The following is an 18278-nucleotide window of genomic DNA, read 5'->3' as shown; positions in this document are numbered from 1 at the left end:
AGTTGCGTTGACAAATCTCGAAGGTATTCTCGAAAACTGGCGGACCGAGAGGATCCCAGTCACGATCGCCAATCGGACACGCCGTATCTACAGTCTTGTAGCAGGCGTCTATCCGGTTTCGAGCTATCTCTTTCACGCTAAGGCCCACCGCATCGCGCTCGATTTTGCCGCGATCAAGGATGGCATGAACGTGTTGGAAGTAGCGGTCGGGTCTGGTGAAATGTTCTCGCGCATCGCAGAGCGAAACAGCAAAGGCCTGAATGTAGGTGTGGATATCTCCCCGGAGATGGCCGCGATGACCATGCAACGCATGCGTCGGGAACACCCCAAGATCAATTGCACAATCGAGGCATCGGATGCGCGCATGATGCCCTTCCGCGACCAAAGCTTTGACGCGGTGATGTGCTGTTACCTGCTTGAACTCCTCGCCTCAAACGACATTGTGCGCACGCTCAATGAAGTGAAGCGCGTATTGAAGCCCGGTGGCACCTTTACCTTGATCATGATTGGCCAGAATCGCGAATACTTCAATCGTGCCTATCGGGTTGCGTCCAAGCTTGTTCCAGCCTTCTGGGGCCAGCAAATGGACAAACGGGGGATTGAACTCCTCGAAGCCTGCGGCTTCACGACGGAAAAAGAGCGCACCATCACACAAACGCTCTATCCATCACGCATCGTTCTAACGCGGCGCCATTCGTAAGGCGCCATCGAGCCGCACCACTTCGCCGTTCATCATCCGGTTTTGCACCAGATGCAGAGCAAGGCTCGCAAACTCGGAGGGTTCTCCCAGGCGGGCAGGAAAGGGCACAGTCGCAGCCAATTGCTTCATTGCTTCTTCCGGTAAGCCCGCTAATAAAGGTGTGTGAAAGAGTCCCGGAGCAATCGCGAGGACTCGAATCCCAATCCGGGCAAACTCGCGGGCCAGCGGAAGAGTCATGGCGGCAACCGCACCTTTCGATGCGGCATAGGCAGCCTGTCCGATTTGTCCATCAAAGGCGGCCACGGAACTGGTGTTCACAATCACGCCCCGCTCCCCGTCTGGCCCTGGTTCATTCTTCGCCATCATTGCGGCAGCAAGACGGGTGACGTTGAAAGTTCCCAACAAGTTGATGCGCAATACGCGCTCAAAGCGCTCCAGATCAAGCGGGCCGTCTTTGCCAAGAGTCCGTTCGGCTGTCGCAATCCCCGCGCAATTGATCGCGATATCCAGCCGTTCCCCTTCGTCCAGCGCAGCTAGAACATCGGCCTCGTCGCAGACATCCGTGCGGCAGAACTGCGTGAGCGCCCCCAATTCATGCGCAAGGGCAGTGCCCTTCTCTTCGTTCAGATCGGCAATCACAACCGTACACTGCGCAGCCGCCAGCGCACGCACACAGGCTTCGCCGAGACCGGAAGCCCCACCAGTGACAATCGCGGTTCGGCCAGCCAGGGTCATGGTTTAGTGTCCTTCAGCCTCAAGAAAACGTTCTGCTTCAATTGCGGCCATGCAACCGGCGCCGCTGGCCGTGATGGCCTGCCGGTACTGCCGGTCTTGCACGTCACCCGCGTGGAAGACGCCAGGAATGTTCGTACGCGCCCCCCCATGAGAGAGAATATACCCCTCTTCATCGAGATCCAACTGCCCAATGAATGGCTTCGTATTGGGAATATGTCCGATCGCGACAAAGAAGCCGTCGACTTCCTGGTGCGTCACCTCGCCAGTCACCAGATTGCGCAGCTTCGCCGCGCCCACCACACCAGTCGCGTTCGCCACCACTTCATCCACCACCGTATTCATCACCATCTGCACCTTCGGGTTGGCAGCCACACGCTCGATCATGATCTTTGAGCCACGGAACTGCTCGCGCCGGTGCACCAGCATAACGTTCGAGAAACGGGTTAGGAAGTTTGCTTCCTCAAGCGCGCTATCCCCACCGCCCACCACCATGATCTTCAGGTTGCGATAGAAAAAACCGTCGCAAGTGGCGCAGGAGCTGACACCCTTGCCGATCAGATGTTGCTCGCCAGGAATGCCGAGCCAGCGCGCACTGGCGCCAGTGGCCACAATCAGCGTGGCGGTTTCAATCCACTCGCCATCGACATTCAGGCGGAATGGCCGCTTCGACAAGTCGGATTCAATCACGGTGCCGTGGCGGAATTCCGCGCCAAAGCGCTCCGCTTGCAGCTTCATATTCTCAACCAGCTGCGGCCCCATGATGCCTTCGGGGAAGCCGGGGAAATTCTCCACTTCCGAGGTAATCGAAAGTTGGCCCCCGGGCTCGCGGCCCATCAGGACAAGAGGCTTCAGGCCAGCCCGGGCCGTATAAATCGCTGCGGTATTGCCCGCGCAGCCGGAACCGAGAATCACGACATTATGCATAAAGACAAGTGCAGGGCCGCCCGGGTGATCCGTGCGGCCCTGCTTCAAGTTTACAACTCAGAAGCTTCTGTGACTACTTCTTACGACGAAGGCGAAGCCCCATCAGCAGCAAGCCACCGGACATCAATACATAAGTTGACGGTTCCGGCACGCCAGTGAGCAGGTCATTGCCGCAGGTGGAGTCCGTAAAGTACGGAGTCACGGCGCCGCTGGCAATGCCCTGGAGGAAGCTCAGCCATTCGCCGGTTGCCGAATGAGAAATCTCGATCTTGACGCTGAACTCCGCAGTGCTGCAAGCACTAGAAGTACAGTTGCCATTGAAGGTGGGGGTGCTGGTGCCAGCAATCCAGCTCGACACGGAACCCGTATCATTCTTCAGCCAGACACTTCTGCCCGCGCCATAGTTCCCGGCGCCATAGCCACTGCTGAGGTTGGTGGAGGTCAGAATCGAGATGCCATTGCCGATCTTGTAGATATCGCCAGCATCGACCGCCGCATTGCCGGTAGAGGTGCCATTGAACTTGGTGCCCCCGTGCGTGATGAGAGGGATGCCATAGGCAATTGCGCCCCCTTGGACCAGGAAGAGATCGGCAGCTGAAATCTGAAGTCCGGACAGTGTGTAGGGGCCCAGGGTGTTGGACCCAAAATTGAAGTTGAGCGTCGCGACAAACTTACCAGTAAAGTTGCCGCCGCTCTGTACAGCATCGAGCGAGATGTTCTGGATCTGGAAATTCTCCTTCAGCCCGTAGAGATTCGGGTCAGAACTCGAATACCAATAATTGTTGTTGTAAACCATTGGGGTTGCAAAAACCCCCGAGGTGAGGAAGGTGGAGAGCAGGAGCAGGCGCTTCATTGTAGTTCGGTATCTCCTTTGTTCTACCTGAGAATAAATCTCAGGGAAAGGACCTAGATACGGAACTATCTATGTTTTGGTACTAGAACCCTACTTGCGGAGGGTTAGCCCCCCAATCCCCCCCCCTCAAATGCGGGTGAGAAGAGTATGGGCCAGCCAAGCGAAAACATAGGCTAAAAAGCCCATATAAACGAACTGATAGATGGGCCACAGCCAGGTGCCCGTCTCCTTCCGCACGACGGCTAGCGTGGACATGCACTGCAAGGCAAATGCGAAAAAGATGAGGAGCGCCACAGCAGCGGGTAGATCGAGATCGCGTTTGAGGGCAGCCTGCAAGCCTTCGGAATTTTCTTCTCCCTGAATGCCATAGATCGTTCCTAGCGTTCCAATGATCACTTCGCGAGCAGCCAGAGAACTGATGAGGCCGACGCCGATGCGCCAATTGAAGCCAAGCGGCTGGATGACAGGCTCAATCACCTTGCCCAGTTGACCCGCATAGCTTTCTTCAATCGGCGGATTGGTCCCTGCTTGCTGCGGGAGATGCGCAAGAGTCCAAAGGATGATGCTGGTGAGAAGAATGGTGGTGGAGGCGCGCTTGAGGAAGATCTTCGCGCGATCGAGTAGCCGGTACAGGACGCCCAGGAGCTTGGGAACGCGATAGGGAGGCAGTTCGAGCACGAAAGGTGTCGCTTCTGATTTGAAGATCGTGCTCTTCAGCAAGCGCGCGGTCCCGGCAGCTGCAGCAAAGGCCAGAACATAGAGACCGAGCATCACCGCGGCCCGGACACTAAAAATGCCACCGAGAAGCGGCTGATTCGGAATGAATGCCGCGATCAGCATCGTGTACACCGGCAAGCGGGCAGAACAGGTCATCAGCGGCGTAATGAGAATCGTGGCGATCCGGTCACGTTTGTTCTCGATCGTGCGCGTGGACATGATCGCCGGAATGGCACAGGCATAGCCACTGAGCAGCGGAATGAAACTCTTCCCCTGCAATCCCACCTTCGCCATGGTTCGATCGGCAATCACAGCCGCGCGGGCTAGATAACCGGAATCCTCCAGCACTGCGATGAATGCGAAAAGGATGAGAATCTGCGGCAGAAAGACAATGACGCTGCCCACCCCGCCCCAGACGCCCTCAACAAGCAAAGCGCGGAACCAGGTCTCGGGAAGACTCGCCTCGATCCACTTGCCACTGATCTGGACGGCCGCCTCCACCATCTCCATCAGAGGCTGCGCCAGGGTAAAGATGCTTTGGAATACGGCCAGAACGACAAACAAAAAGAGCAGCGGACCAAAAATGCGGTGGAGGAAAATACGATCCAGCCGGCGCGACCATTCGGGCGGGGCGGGTTCGTTGTAGCCAGCTTTTGCAGCCAGTTGCCCGCTCCACCGGCGGCAACTCGGAATATTATTCAAAACCGGCAGCTCCACCCGTGTCGGAGCAGGAATCGTCTTCGACAGAAAGGCGCGGACTTCGTTGATTCCAGTGCCATTGGCCGCACTGATCAGCATCACCGGAGCACCCAGCTGATCGGCAAGCGCGAGAGGATCGACAGAGCCGCCCCGGCGGCTGAGGTCGTCGGACATATTCAGCAGGACGAGAGTCGGAATCCCCAAACTCAGCACGGGAGCGGCCAGCATGAGTTGCCGGGGAAGACTTGTGGAATCGAGGATCAGCAGAACCGCATCCGGTTTGGGCAGATTCGGCATCAGTCCTTTGAGAACATCGTGCGTCACTTGCTCATCCTCGGTACGAGGGTCGAGGGAGTACACGCCAGGAAGATCCACCACCGTAACCTCGCGGATGAGATCGACGCGAACGGTGCCAATATGCTGCTCGACAGTGACGCCCGGGTAATTCGCCACCTTCTGGCGCAATCCCGTCAAACGATTGAAGAGAGTCGACTTGCCCGTATTGGGCGGCCCAATCAAAGCGACAAGCCGGTGATCTGCAGGGTTTACAATATCAGGGAGAGTTGCCGAGGCTCCGCTGTGACAATCACTCATGGTTAGGAGTTCTCAATCTCGAGGAGAATTTTCAAGCAAGTCTCACGGCGCAGGGCGATTTCCGTTCCGTCCACCCTGTACACCGTCGGGTCTCCGGCAGGTGCGACATGAGCCGCTTCTACCTCACAACCGGGAATCATGCCCATTAGCATCAGCCGATGGCCCATTTCTTCGGGAAGTTCGAAATGTCCGATAATCGCTCTTTCGCCCTTGGCGAGCTGAGCCAGAGATCTAGCGGGGATATTCACTTGACAATGTACTCACAGTATAGCCACAAAGGTGGCACCAAACACCGATGGATCGGCTATTTAGCGCTCGCACTCTTTGCAACTCAACTGCAAGCTCAAGTGCTCGATGCAAACTTTCTGAGCGGCCGTTACGGCTTCCGGCAAGTCCTGGTCTCCACCAATACGGCGGGCCAGCCAATCGAATCGCGCAGCCTGGTGGGTGTATTCAGTTTTGACGGGAAAGGAAGTTTTTCTTACCAGGCGACGCGCAATCTTGGCAATTCCGCGCCCAACCAGTCCTCGGGAAGCGGCACCTATACCGTAGCGCCCAATGGGTTTGTTTCGATGACCAATCCGCTCGATGCGAACTCGCGGCTGAATTTGCGTCTCGGCAACGGCATCCTACTGGGCGGCACGACGGAATCCTCCGGAAATGTTTTCGATTTGATGATCGCAGTTCAGCTACCCGCGCTGGCCGCTTCCAATGCAACGATCAATGGCAGCTATGTGGGCACCTCCATTGAGTTCCCCAACGGCATCTTCTTCAACATCAAGAACAGCTTCTTTCGCTTTACCTCCGGCGGCCAGGGCACCATCGGACTGGTGAACAGTTCGGGGCAGGCGGTGCAAAGCGGCAAGCGCGTGCAACAGCAGGCAATCGGCCCCACAATCTACAGCCTCAACAATGACAGCTCCGGGTTGCTCGTCTTTCCGGTGACAGCTCCATACACCAGCAGCGCCCAATTGTTGCTAGGGGACAAGCAAATCTATGCCTCCGCCGGAGGTGAATTTATCATTGGCGGCTCCACCTCGCAGGGTGCCCACGATATCTTTTTCGCGATGAAGACGGTGGCGGCTCCAGTTTCCAATGCCAACTTCAAGGGGCTCTATTTCGGAGCCAGCCTGAAAGTCGATCAGTCGCGGCCCTCTAATTTTGTGGGCGCGGCGAATGCACTCGGCACCGGACAGGCAGTCTGGAGCCGCCGCGTACGCCTTCCAGAAGGGATTGTCGACGCGACCGCCTTAAACAACTATTCGATTGGCAACGATGGCGTAGGTACCTTGTCCAATAATCGCTTTGCGCTCAGCAGCTCTGGCAATGTGTTTCTGGCGAGCGGAACTTCGGTAGCGGAATCGGACAATTACGAATTGATGGTGGGAGTCAAGGCCCGCGATCTGACCGGTAGCGGCATCTTCCTCAACCCTGCGGGAGTGCTCAATGCGGCAAGCTTTGCACCGGTAGGCAACCCCATCGCACCCGGCCAGTTTCTTTCGCTCTTCGGAACAGGACTGGGACCGGCCGCCCCCGTGCTGGCCACCGCCCCTTTCCCCAAAGCACTAGCCGGCGTGAGCGTTACGATCCAGGATCGCCCTGCCCCTATCTACTTCGTCAGTGCTTATCAGATGAGCGTGCTGGTGCCTTTTGCAACTTCCGGGACCACAGCGGAAGTGGTGGTAAAAATTGGAGACCAGGAAAGCAACCGGGTCACCGTTCCCGTGGCACGCACGGCACCGGGCGTATACAGCCTTTCTCAGAATGGAATCGGAGCGGGCGCGATTTTGAAGTCAGACTATTCGCTAGTAACGGCAAGCAATCCAGCCAACCGCAATGATGTGGTGCAGGTCTATTTGACTGGTCTGGGGGAACTGAATCCGGCTCTTGTAGATGGGGCACCCGCTTCGACGTCAACGTTGAGCCGGGTGACGGACACCGTGAATGCTTATGTGGGAGGAGTGAAGGCGGTGGTGACTTTCGCCGGAGCGGCGCCAGGCTTTGCAGGACTTTATCAGATGAATATTGTGATCCCAGCGGCAGCACCCAGTGGATCGGCTGTGCCGCTGGCAATCGAGACATCTTCGAGCTTCCACGACATGGTGGATATCGCAATCCACCCTTAAACGGAGGGCTGGCGGCTAGGAAAAGCTGGCCAGACCATCGGCCTCATCGTCAAACACTTCAAAGACAGTGTAGAGTTTGGTGATCTGCAGCAGATCCTGCACGCGCTTGGTCAGGCTCAGGAGCTTCAACTTGCCACCTGCATTGGATACGGTGGTGTATCCGCTCACCAATTCACCGATGCCGGAGCTATCGATATAGCTGACCTCACCCAGATTCAGCAGAATCTTTTTGTCGCCCTTATTGACCAGGTCCTTGATGGTGTCACGAAATGCGCTGGATCCTTCACCCAGCGTGATGCGGCCGGCCGCATCGATTACCGTGACATCGCCAACCTGGCGAGTATTGATCGTAACGCTCACAGTTAATTCCTCCTTTGGAAAGCCAGAAAATCAAGATTCATGAAGCCGCTTGATCATGCGGACCATCGTACCCTGCGGACTTCGAGAGAAGTGCTCACATTCGTCCATAAAGGCACGCATGAGTAACAAGCCTCGGCCGGACTGCTTGAGCAGGTTCTCCTGCGCCAGCGGATCAGGCACTTCGGATTCGTCAAAACCATTGCCCTCATCCCCGATCGACACGGTCAGGCTATCCGGAGTGGCTTCGAGCTTGAGATAGACCTTTTTGCGCGAATTGTACTGATTCCCGTGCGCAACGGCGTTCACCATACACTCACGGACGGCCATGGAGATCGAATTCTGGTCATCTTCGTCAAAACCAATCTTGCGCGCGAATTCGATCACGGCTTGATCGGCCAAATCCACGCTGTCGAGCGTAGAATCGAGCTGGTGTTCTTTCGATTCCTGTTGAAATGAAGCGGCCATGGGTGAAGCCCGTAGATTCATTAGCTTGTCAGGCAGGAAGAGTGGCTGTCAAGTCGGAAAACCCTTGAAGAATAGGAGTTGCGGCTGCCTGAAAGAAAGTATCAGATAATTGCTCCTGACTTTATCTCGCTCTCCTAGGTGGTGTTGGATGTGGAAGGTGTTACTGAATCTGCTGTTTTGCACCGTGGCGTCGGCCCAGGTGTATTGGTACACGACGGAGTTGAAGAGCTTTGCGTTGAACCGGCCATACTCGTTCAACTTGCTGGTATCTAGCAATTCCGGAATTGCCAGATACCATTTGCAGAGCGGTACACTGCCACCGGGGATCAACTTGGATGGCGGAGGTCTGCTCTCGGGAACGCCGACAGCACTCGGGACGTTCCAGTTTACGCTTCGCGCGACCAACGCACAGGGCGCCACGGCGGATCAACCATTCAGCGCTCGTGTGAACAGTGCGCCAACCCAGTTGAGCTTCTCCCCTCTCAGCTTCCCGGCAGGCACAGTTGGGGACGGCTATCGAAGCGAGATTGCGATCAATGGTGCAGAGGGCCCATACCTGGCCGCCCTTGCCAGCGGGAGCCTTCCACCAGGCATCATCATGATTCCACATGGCGATTACCGTCTGGAGCTGATAGGTACCCCGTTCTTACGTGGGGTCTTTCCCTTCACCCTCCGCGTTACGGACAGCTACGATCAGGTTTACAACCTGCCCTACTCGATCACGATCTCAGGAGCAAAACTGACGATCCTGCCGGACTTTCTGCCTCCTGCCAGCCTCAATGTCGACTACAGTGTGCAACTGACAGGCAGTGGAGGAGTCGCCCCCTACCGTTTCGAGATCGCCAACTTCGGCACCAATGACTATCGCGTGAGTCCCTCCGGGTTGCTTCAGACCTATCAGATCAAGACAGGTCCTGTTCCGATCGCCATTCGGGTCACCGACGCCCTCGGCGCAACGATTGTCCAGCAATACACGCTGTTGGTTCAGATCGGCAAGATGGAGTTGTATCGGTCCGAGGCGCCCAACGCGATTGCATTCGAGCCTTACGAGTATGCACTGGAGATCATCGGAGGCTTGTCGCCCTTTCGTTGTTCCAGTGGAGGAGCAGCTTATCCAAGCGGTCTCTCGATCGGGAGTAATTGCAAGCTGAGCGGCACGCCGCAACAAGCGGGCTCCTACCGGATCCCGGTAGTAGTCGCCGATAGTAGCGGGCAACAGGAAACTCTGACCCTGAACCTCACCGTGCAAGCTCTTCCACTCACGGTACAGTCCGACGATCCGCTTTTTTTTGAAAGAGAGAACGACTCTACGGTATTCCGCGCCCGCGGAGGCAAACCGCCCTATCTATTCAGTGTCGTAGGCGGGGCCCTTCCGGTGGGGCTCCGCCTGCTGACCAATGGGCAGGTAGCGGGGAACCCCAGACAAGTGGAGCATCAAAGCTTCACGGTTGAGGTCACCGATAGCCTGGGCGCTTCTCTGGTAAAGGAGTTGACCATCCAGACGAGGATCATTAGCTGGCCTTTTGCTTCTCTTATTTACCCCCAACCTGTTCTTGGGGAAAGTTACTACTTCTATATGGGAAGTGGGCGCCCGGAAGAATTGGTTGCACCTGTCACCGTCACACTCGTGAGCGGACAGTTGCCGCCCGGCTTGCGGCTCTCGGACAATGGCCTGCTGCAAGGCATCCCCACAGCAGTGGGCGAATACTCATTCCGCTTGCAGTTGCAGGATGCGCGGGGCGTTCGACAAGAGATGCCCCTCAATCTTGCCGTCGCCGCCAATGCACTTCGGGTAGTCGACTTCTATAGCAATGCCCAAGTCGGAAAGCCTTATCTGAACTACATCACGACACACGGCGGCAAAGCACCCTACGAGTACACGATGCTGCCGGCCGGTTTCTTTCCTGCCGGACTCAGCCTAGGCAGCGACGGTAAGATCTCCGGCACGCCGACGGGGGCAGCCGCTACTTACTACTTCCAACTGCGCGTGCGCGATGCATTGGGGCGAAGCACCATCGCAACACCGATGATTCAAGTGGCGAGTGCGAGCACAGCAACACGCCTTGCCACCGAGGACCCAGGGCCCCGATTCCTCATCGATGACACCAACTCGGAGACCGGGCATTTAAAAGCCGCCCGGCGAGGCCAAGCCTATTCGGACACCGTAAGCATTCGCGATGCGTTTCGCTACTCTCTAGCAGAGGGCGTTCCGATGCCTCCCGGCCTAAGCTTGAGTTCCTCCGGAGGGATCAGCGGCACACCCAGCCGGACGGGAGTCTTCAGCTTCCGCGTCATCGGCCAAACTTCGGCCAGTTTTTCGACTCCGAGAACCTTCACCATTCTGATCGGAAACGACGGACCACTTCCGCTCGGCTCTCCCAGGCTCAGCGCCGCACAGCGCGATACGCCCACCGTAAAGTTGCTCGAACTCTCTGGAGGAACGCCGCCTTATCGGGGGCAGTGGATCAGCGGTAACATTCCGCTGGGCCTCGAGTTTGTAACCGACGCCAATGGAGCGCTGACCTTGTCCGGAATGCCCTCTAAGAGCGGTTCCTTCTCCGCCATGGCGCGCGTCACCGACCGGAACGGATTGACGAATCTCATTCCCATGGAACTGGACGTCCTCTCCTGGGCCATCAGCGGCTATCCCGGTTGGAGTGCCAATTGGCGGGGATCTGTTGAAAAAGGCGTCGTAGGACAAGCGTTCCACATGCAGCGAAGTCCTGCCTACGGAACCCCACCTTATGTCTATCGCTTTGAATATGGAGATCCAGTCCCTGGCCTCAGTCTCGATCGGAATGGCGAGTTGAAAGGGATCCCCCTGGTTGCCGGAGACTACCAATTCTATGCCATCATCACGGACTCACGAGGCAATATGGCGATGACGAGCTATCTCGTCAACATCGCCGCCACTGCGGGCGCGATGGGAAACGTGACCACCTTCCCCTCCATCGAAACGCTCTATCGTCCCTATTATCGAGATCTCGGAGTGGGCGGGGGAGCTCCGCCTTATCAGATTGAGATCCTTCGGGGGAGCCTTCCGATGGGCCTGGAATTCCTGTCGCGGGGGGCAATCAGCGGCCCCCTACTGGTTCCCGGCAACTTCTCAGCAACGGTGCGGATCCGCGACGGCATCGGCCAGATGCTGGATCGCGAAGTGGAAGTCAAAGTACCGAAGCCGACGCGGTTGAATCCCGCCAGAACCTTCACGGCCTACAATGCACGAATTCCGCTCTCCGGTTGGCGATCGCCCTCGGAGTTTCGCGTGAGTCTGGACAGTCTCGGTCAGTTGCCCGAAGGAATGCGCTTGCTGCCCGACGGCACCCTAGTCGGCACTCCGCTCAGCAGTGGAGAATATACCTTTGTCGTAACGGCGGTCGACGCCGGAGGAAACGACAGCATGCTGAGTTTCATCCTGCCGGTGGAATCCAGTTCGACTCTGACCTTCGTCCGCAAGAGTTTGCCGGGCGCAAGCGTCGGCGCTGCTTATTCCCAGCCCCTTCCGGTCAAAGGCGCAATCGGGACGCTGCGCTACGGACTGCGCGCGGGTTCGTTGCCGCCAGGCTTGGACTTATCGACAACAGGAGTCCTCAGCGGCACGCCCGAGCAGTCCGGCCTCTGGATTGTTCTCGTTCAGGCGAAGGACAGCAATGGCGCCGAGGTCACGCATCAAGTGGAGATTGTAATTGCGCCGAAAGGCTACCCGCAGGTCGCGGCGTTGTTGAGTGCGGCCAGCTATGAGGGAGAAACGATTGCACCGGGCGAAGTGGTCGTGGGCTTTGGCAGTGGCCTGGGGCCCACCTCGATTCAGACCTTTGCGCTCGATGCGAAAAACCTCGTACCAACCACGCTAGGCGGGACCAGGGTGTTGGTGGACGGAGTCGCCGCGCCGCTGCTCTATACGCTGGCCGGGCAACTGAGCTGGATCGCGCCCTGGAATCCCGATCTGGTCACCGAGCGCACGATTGCGATTGAGCGCGATGGCAAGCAGTCTGCACCCTATCGCCTGGTGACGCAGCCGGCAAAGCCCGCGCTATTTACCGTCGATTCCTCAGGCGCGGGACAAGCCGCCGCGCTGAATGAGAATGGGAGTCTGAATGGGGCAACGAATGCGGTGAGGCGCGGCTCGATTCTGGTTCTGTATTTGACGGGTGCGGGCGACGTCGATCCGCACGGAGTGCCCGGTGCCGTGGCCCCGGGCGTCGGTCAATTGCGGCTACCGGTGAGTGTGACGATTGGCGGCGTTCCGGCGGAGATTGTCTATGCCGGACATGCACCAGGATTGATCGAAGGTGTGACGCAGATCAACGCGAAGATCCCGGCGGCAACGCCATTTGGGGTGCAGGAGATTCGCGTGAAGGTGGATCGTTACGAAAGCCCGGCGAAGGTAACGGTCGCGGTGCAGTGAGGGCCACAGCTCATCACGGGTAAGGCGATAGGAGAATTTGAGATCGGAGACCACTTGCTCAAAGATATTGAGACTGGCAGACCAACTGAGTGTCGTCCAGCGGTTGAAAGCACTCCGACGATCGCGAACATATCGCCAATGGGCTGGAACCGAATCGTAAGTGGATGGCTGCGGATGAGTTTCGCATCGACTCTGTGCGGCGATCTATATCTTCGATCTTTTCGTCGAGTTCGTAAAGTTCTGCAGGAGCGCATTGCGCTCTACTTTCTCATCGCCCCGTTCACAAAATCGACAATCCGCTCGACACATTGCTGCGGCTCGCATTGCAGTACCAAGCGGGGCGAGTTGATCTGTTCGACTTGCAGTTGTGGATAGGGGGATCTTAAGAAGCTGAGCAGCCAGTCTCCGATGAGGGACAAAGCTTGCGCGGAAGGCTGCCAGTACCTCGAAGCGGCTGGACAGCGCAGGCATCGAAATCTCGTGGATCGCAGCTTTTGCCCGATGATCCAATCGGATACAGAGAAAATCGGCACGAGTACCGCAAGGAAGCGCAGCAGCGGCGGCGGGATGGGTGCCTGGCCGAAGCTGGCGCAGAGGACCAGTGCGACAGACAGGTTTCCGCTTCGAGCAGCGATTTGCAAAGCAAGCGGACCAGAGAAAGATTCCGCAACGACGAGCTACGGCTCATCGGTCGGAAGCGCGGCAACAATTTTTTGCTCCAAAAACGCCGCATCGGTGCGTTCCGTACCGGGTAAGACACAACGATCGCTTGGCGTCTGCGCGAGGATGCCATCAAACAAGCGCCCGCCCTGTGCCATCCGGGCCCGGATCTCACAGTTTCGATTGTGGCATCGCCGGGCCCCCGCAAGCATGCGAAAATCAGGGCTTCCTATGCCAGAATTGCGACGCGATCCGGTGACCGGACGCTGGGTGATCATTTCCGTCGAACGGGCTCGCCGGCCGTCAGACTTTGTCCGCGTGCCCGTCGCCGGCCCGACCAACCGGTTCTGTCCCTTTTGTACCGGTCATGAATCGAAAACACCGCCGGAGATCCTTGGGTTTCGCCCCGATGGCGGCGAGCCGAACGATCCCAATTGGAGTTTGCGCGTCGTGCCCAACAAGTTCCCCGCCCTGCGCGTCGAAGGCAACCTCGATCGCATCGGCGACGGGCTCTATGACCGGATGAACGGCATTGGCGCGCATGAGGTGATCATCGAAACGCCGAAGCACGAGTTGTTTCTCTCTGAGTGTTCTGAGAAAACCATCGAAGAAGTATTTTGGGCCTTTCGCGAACGCATCCGCGATCTGAAGCGCGACACGCGCATGCGCTACATCGTCTGCTTCAAGAACCATGGCGAGTTGGGCGGCGCGACGCTCGAGCATACGCATTCGCAGATCATTGGCCTGCCCATCGTGCCTAAGCGGGTGCAGGAAGAAATTGATGGTTCCCGCCGCTACTTCGACTTCCGCGAGCGCTGCATCTGGTGCGACATGATTCGCCAGGAGATGGAAAGCGGCACGCGGATGATCCTAGAGACCGATCACTTTGTCGCCGCCTCGCCCTATGCCCCGCGCTTCCCCTTTGAAACCTGGGTGATGCCGCGTCATCATGGCAGCCACTTTGAAGACAGCACGCCGCAGACCATCCACAATCTCGCCTGGGTGATGCGCACGCTGCTGCGCCGCATCGACAAGGTGCTCGAGCGTCCTAGCTACAACTTTGTCATCCACACGGCGCCGGTCCAGGAAGGAGCCATGGAGCATTTCCATTGGCACATTGAGATCATCCCAAGACTGACGAAGATCGCTGGTTTTGAGTGGTGTACCGGCTTCTATATCAATCCCACACCGCCCGAAGAAGCATCGCGCTTCTTGCGCGACGCCGGCATGGTCTGAGTGTCTTAAAATCGTGGGAACGTTTTGGCGGAATTAGCGAAGGAAAAGATCGAGATGACAAGACGAGAAATGACAATGGCCAGTCTGGCCGCAGCGGCTGTGAGTGCAAACGCGGATACGATGACCGAGACACGCCTGGACCCAGTCGCCTATTCGCGCGAGCGCTATGCACAAGCGCCGCTGAAGATGAAGTTCACCGCCAACAATCCGGCTGAGGTGCGAGCCTGGCAACGTAAGTTGCGCGCCAAGCTGACAGAACTCGTAGGAGGCATCCCAGAGAAGCGGGTGGCGTTGCGCCCGCAAGTCCTCGAGACCATGGACTTCCCCACCTACACCCGCGAGAAGATCATCTTCACCAGCCGCGAGGGCATGGAAGTCTTCAGTTATCTGGTGAAGCCGAAAAACGTCGCCGGTCCCCTTCCTGTGATGATTTGTGTCCCCGGACATGGCCGCGGGGTCGACGATATCGTGGGCATCGACGAGAACGGGAAACAACGCGCGGTGGCCGCTGGCTATCAGAATGATTTTGCGCTGCAGTTTGTCGCCAAGGGCATTGCGGCATTGGCGATTGAACCGCTTGCCTTTGGCCATCGGCGCGATCCGATCAACGCGGCCAAGAGCGCGACCCAAAACAGTTGCCAGCCCGCCGCGGGCGCCGCACTGTTGTTTGGCGAAACGATGATCGGCTGGCGTGCTTACGACGTCATGCGTTCCGTCGACTACATCGAGACGCGTAAGGACTTGAATGCAAAGCGCGTGGGTTGCGTGGGCATTTCCGGTGGCGGCACTTGCACCTTGTTTGCCACCGCGCTCGACACACGCATCAAGGCGGCGATGGTTTCCGGCTATCTCTGTACCTTCCGCGATTGCATCCTGAGCCTGGCGCATTGCATGGACAACTACGTCCCGGGCATCCTGAACTGGGCGGAGATGAGCGATGTGGCGGGCCTGATCGCTCCCCGTCCGCTCTTTGCCGAAACGGGCGAACTCGATCGGATTTTCCCGTTAGCAGGTTTCAAAGAGGGCGCAGCGGCAACAAAGAAAATCTACGACACGCTGGGCGCAGGCAGCGATTTTGCAACCGAAGTTCATCCTGGCGCGCATGTGTTCCATGGCGCCAAAGGAGTGCCGTTCCTAGCGGCTCATCTCTAATGCGAATTGCTCTCTTTCTCCTTTTCACGTCACTCAGCTTTGGAGCGGTCACCAAGATTTACGTCGAAGATCGAGGCGACGTGGAAGGAGGAAAGAGCTTTGGGTCCCCTGGCCCCTATGAACGTGTGGTTGCGAAAGCGCATTTCGCAATCGATCCGAAACTGCCCGCCAACCAGATCATTCGCGACCTCGATCGCGCGCCTGTCGATGACAAGGGACTCGTCCGTTTCAGCGCCGACCTCTATGTGCTGAAGCCGCGCGATCCCTCGAAGGGCAATGGGTCGATTCTGTTCGAGGTCTCCAATCGCGGAGGCAAAGGGCTGCTCAGCATGTTCCAAGGCAGCAACAGCTACCTGATGGAGCAGGGTTACACGTTGGTTTGGGTGGGGTGGCAGTGGGATGTGCCAGCGTCGCCCGAACTGCTGCGCGTCTATCCTCCGATCGCTCAGGGCGTCGAGGCGCTGATTCGCAGCGAGTTTGTCCCGCACGCCAAAGCCTTGTCGATGAGCTTGGGCGATCGCAACATGCAGGCCTATCCGGTAGCGAGTGGATTGAAGCTCACAATTCGCGATTCGCGCGATGGCAAACGGCAGGAAATCGGCGAAGGTTGGCAGTTGAACACTGCCAAGACGGCCATCGAAATGCCCGGCGGCTTCCAGCCCTATCAGATTTACGAGGCGACCTACCAGACCCGGAACCCCGCTGTGTCAGGTACCGGGCTCGCTGCCATTCGCGACGTGATCAGCTTCCTGAAGTACGAGAACAATGGCCTCATTCTCTTGGGCGACCAGGCCCGCTATCTCAAACGAGCCATCGCCTTTGGCACCTCGCAAAGCGGGCGGCTCTTGCGCCAGTTCCTCTACGACGGCTTCAACAGCGATGAGAAGGGCCGCAAGGTTTTTGAAGGCGTGTGGGCCAATGTGGCCGGGGCGGGCCGGGGCAGCTTCAACATCCGCGGCGCACAACCGAGCCGCGACGGGCATCCCACCTTCAACTTCTTCTATCCGAGCGACATCTTTCCGTTTAGCGATCTGGCGCAGACAGACCCTGAAACCGGCATCACCGACGGCCTCCTCACCCACACCAAGGATGTCCCGAAGATCTTCTACACCAACGGCAGTTACGAATACTGGGGACGCAATGGTGCGCTGATCCACATCACCCCCGATGGCAAGGCCGATGCCCCGATCGCTCCTTTGACGCGCATCTACTTTGTAGCCGGTTCGCAGCATGGACCGGGAACAGTGCCGCCCCCGATGCGAGGCAGCACGAACTTCTCGAACATGAACGACTACCGGCCGCTCTATCGCGCACTGCTTGCGCGGCTCGAGGCCTGGATCAAGGACGGCACCGCTCCGCCGGACAGCGTCTATCCGCGCATCGCCAAAGGAGAACTCGTTCCCTTCGAGCAGTTAAAAATTGCGAATGCCCCCAAGCAGCCCATGCGCTCCTGGCGCGTCGACTACAGGACAGAGCCGCCAGTGCTTGGCAAGATCTTCCCCATGCTGGTGCCCGCCGTAGATCAGGACGGCAATGAAGTGGGCGGGGTGCGCATGCCGGAAGTGGCCGTACCGCTGGCCACCTACACCGGATGGAATTATGTCGCAGACCCCGCCGCCCCCAAAAATCTCATCAATGACATGGTTGGCTCAACGCTTCCCTTCTCCGCCTCCGAAGTAAAGCGCCGCTACGGGACACGGGAAAAGTATCAGTCGCTCGTGCGGACCAAGGCAGTGCAAATGGTGGAGCAGGGCTTCCTTCTTGAGCCTGATGTGAATTCGATTGTCGATCGGGCAGGCCGCGCCTGGGACTGGTTGTTATCCTCGAAGTAATGCAAGATATTCCTGGAATTCACAACATCGTTGCCGTCGGCTCGGGCAAAGGTGGTGTTGGGAAGACCACCGTCAGTGTCAACCTCGCCATCGCGCTGTCGCGCATGGGGAACCGTGTCGGTCTCCTTGATGCCGACGTCTACGGCCCCAACGTACCGCTCATGATGGGAGTCAATGAAGCGCCGCTGACCGATGGCACCAACATCCGCCCCGTCATCAAAGAAGGGCTACGCGTCATGTCGATGGGTTTCCTCAACCCCGGGGACAAGCCGCTAGTCTGGCGTGGTCCGATGCTCCACAACGTGATCCAGCAGTTCCTGCGTCAGGTGCAATGGGGTGAGCTCGATTACCTCATCATCGACCTGCCGCCGGGCACCGGCGACGTGCAACTGAGCCTGATGCAATCGACAAAGTTGACCGGCGCGGTGATCGTCACCACGCCCAGCGATGTGAGCCTCGAGGACGCCCGCAAGGCGGTCCATATGTTCCATCAGGTGAAGGTGCCGATCCTCGGCTTGGTCGAGAATATGAGCTACCTCGTCGCCCCGCAGAGCAAAGAGCGGATCGACGTCTTTGGGCACGGCGCCGGCAAGCTCACCGCCGAGAAGATGAACATCGCATTCCTCGGGGAACTCGCGCTCATTCCTGCCATCCGCAAGGGCGGCGATAGCGGCAAGCCCGTGGGACTCGAAGGCCCGAATTCTGAAGATGCACGGGGCTTCTATGAGGTGGCCAAGCTCGTAGAAACCCGCTGCGCCGAGGTGAAGCAGAACTCAGGACCGACGATGACGGTAAGCGACTAAGCCCAGCCCAACCA

General features: G+C 58.0%; 15 protein-coding genes. 7 read left to right on the top strand and 8 right to left on the bottom strand.

The window, feature by feature from the left end; genetic code table 11:
• Window positions 1-7: 7 nt before the first annotated feature.
• Window positions 8-700 (top strand): class I SAM-dependent methyltransferase, encoded by a 693-nt coding sequence (locus M017_RS0117045; RefSeq protein WP_051670318.1) that lies wholly within the window; start codon window positions 8-10, stop codon window positions 698-700.
• Here M017_RS0117045 and M017_RS0117040 read toward each other — a convergent pair.
• The 5 genes from M017_RS0117040 to M017_RS0117020 all read right to left on the bottom strand — a co-directional run bounded on the left by M017_RS0117040 (window position 680) and on the right by M017_RS0117020 (window position 5470).
• Window positions 680-1435 carry an SDR family NAD(P)-dependent oxidoreductase gene (locus M017_RS0117040; RefSeq protein ID WP_031499339.1) on the bottom strand — a complete coding sequence of 252 codons (756 nt, stop codon included), beginning with the start codon at window positions 1433-1435 and terminating at the stop codon, window positions 680-682. The genes M017_RS0117045 and M017_RS0117040 overlap by 21 nt on opposite strands.
• Window positions 1436-1438: 3 nt before the next feature.
• Window positions 1439-2359, bottom strand: a complete 921-nt coding sequence (gene trxB, locus M017_RS0117035; RefSeq protein ID WP_031499337.1) for a thioredoxin-disulfide reductase — start codon at window positions 2357-2359, stop codon at window positions 1439-1441.
• Window positions 2360-2432: 73 nt separating this feature from the next.
• On the bottom strand, window positions 2433-3212 hold the full coding sequence (locus M017_RS0117030) for a PEP-CTERM sorting domain-containing protein (RefSeq protein WP_031499336.1): 780 nt from the start codon (window positions 3210-3212) through the stop codon (window positions 2433-2435).
• 126 nt (window positions 3213-3338) lie between these two features.
• Entirely contained in the window at window positions 3339-5222 is a 1884-nt protein-coding gene (feoB, locus tag M017_RS0117025; protein ID WP_031499335.1) for a ferrous iron transporter B, read from the bottom strand.
• Window positions 5223-5224: 2 nt separating this feature from the next.
• Window positions 5225-5470 (bottom strand): FeoA family protein, encoded by a 246-nt coding sequence (locus tag M017_RS0117020; RefSeq protein ID WP_031499334.1) that lies wholly within the window; start codon window positions 5468-5470, stop codon window positions 5225-5227.
• A 6-nt stretch (window positions 5471-5476) separates the two neighbouring features.
• On the opposite strand from M017_RS0117020, the gene M017_RS0117015 reads away from it, so the two are divergent.
• Window positions 5477-7348: a hypothetical protein gene (locus M017_RS0117015; RefSeq protein ID WP_031499333.1), complete on the top strand. Its 1872-nt coding sequence runs from the start codon at window positions 5477-5479 to the stop codon at window positions 7346-7348.
• A gap of 15 nt (window positions 7349-7363) precedes the next feature.
• On the opposite strand, the gene M017_RS0117010 is transcribed toward M017_RS0117015, so the two are convergent.
• Both M017_RS0117010 and M017_RS0117005 read right to left on the bottom strand, forming a co-directional pair.
• Window positions 7364-7708 carry an STAS domain-containing protein gene (locus M017_RS0117010; protein ID WP_031499332.1) on the bottom strand — a complete coding sequence of 115 codons (345 nt, stop codon included), beginning with the start codon at window positions 7706-7708 and terminating at the stop codon, window positions 7364-7366.
• 30 nt (window positions 7709-7738) lie between these two features.
• Window positions 7739-8173, bottom strand: coding sequence for an ATP-binding protein (locus M017_RS0117005; RefSeq protein WP_031499331.1), 435 nt, complete (start codon window positions 8171-8173; stop codon window positions 7739-7741).
• Between the two features lie 148 nt (window positions 8174-8321).
• Here M017_RS0117005 and M017_RS0116995 point away from each other — a divergent pair, with 148 nt between their 5' ends.
• A complete protein-coding gene (locus M017_RS0116995) occupies window positions 8322-12581 on the top strand; it encodes a putative Ig domain-containing protein (protein ID WP_080507893.1) in 4260 nt (1419 codons plus the stop codon).
• A gap of 677 nt (window positions 12582-13258) precedes the next feature.
• On the opposite strand, the gene M017_RS29420 is transcribed toward M017_RS0116995, so the two are convergent.
• A complete protein-coding gene (locus M017_RS29420) occupies window positions 13259-13453 on the bottom strand; it encodes a hypothetical protein (protein WP_162179959.1) in 195 nt (64 codons plus the stop codon).
• A gap of 19 nt (window positions 13454-13472) precedes the next feature.
• Between M017_RS29420 and galT the strand changes: the two genes are divergently transcribed.
• The 4 genes from galT to M017_RS0116965 are packed head-to-tail and all read left to right on the top strand — an operon-like array spanning window position 13473 to window position 18264.
• Complete coding sequence (galT, locus tag M017_RS0116980; protein WP_031499326.1) at window positions 13473-14477, top strand: galactose-1-phosphate uridylyltransferase; 1005 nt, start codon at window positions 13473-13475, stop codon at window positions 14475-14477.
• Between the two features lie 54 nt (window positions 14478-14531).
• The gene (locus M017_RS26810; protein ID WP_155121459.1) at window positions 14532-15629 is read left to right on the top strand and encodes an alpha/beta hydrolase family protein; all 1098 of its coding nucleotides are present in this window, start codon (window positions 14532-14534) and stop codon (window positions 15627-15629) included.
• A complete protein-coding gene (locus M017_RS0116970) occupies window positions 15629-17461 on the top strand; it encodes an alpha/beta hydrolase domain-containing protein (protein WP_051670314.1) in 1833 nt (610 codons plus the stop codon). The genes M017_RS26810 and M017_RS0116970 overlap by 1 nt, the downstream gene beginning before the upstream one ends.
• Complete coding sequence (locus M017_RS0116965) at window positions 17461-18264, top strand: Mrp/NBP35 family ATP-binding protein (RefSeq protein WP_031499323.1); 804 nt, start codon at window positions 17461-17463, stop codon at window positions 18262-18264. Before M017_RS0116970 ends, M017_RS0116965 begins: the two co-directional genes overlap by 1 nt.
• Window positions 18265-18278 lie beyond the last annotated feature (14 nt).

The organism is Bryobacter aggregatus MPL3, from assembly GCF_000702445.1.
Taxonomy (GTDB): domain Bacteria; phylum Acidobacteriota; class Terriglobia; order Bryobacterales; family Bryobacteraceae; genus Bryobacter; species Bryobacter aggregatus.
Note: the sequence above shows the minus strand (reverse complement) of the source record. Positions and strands in the feature narration are given on the sequence as shown.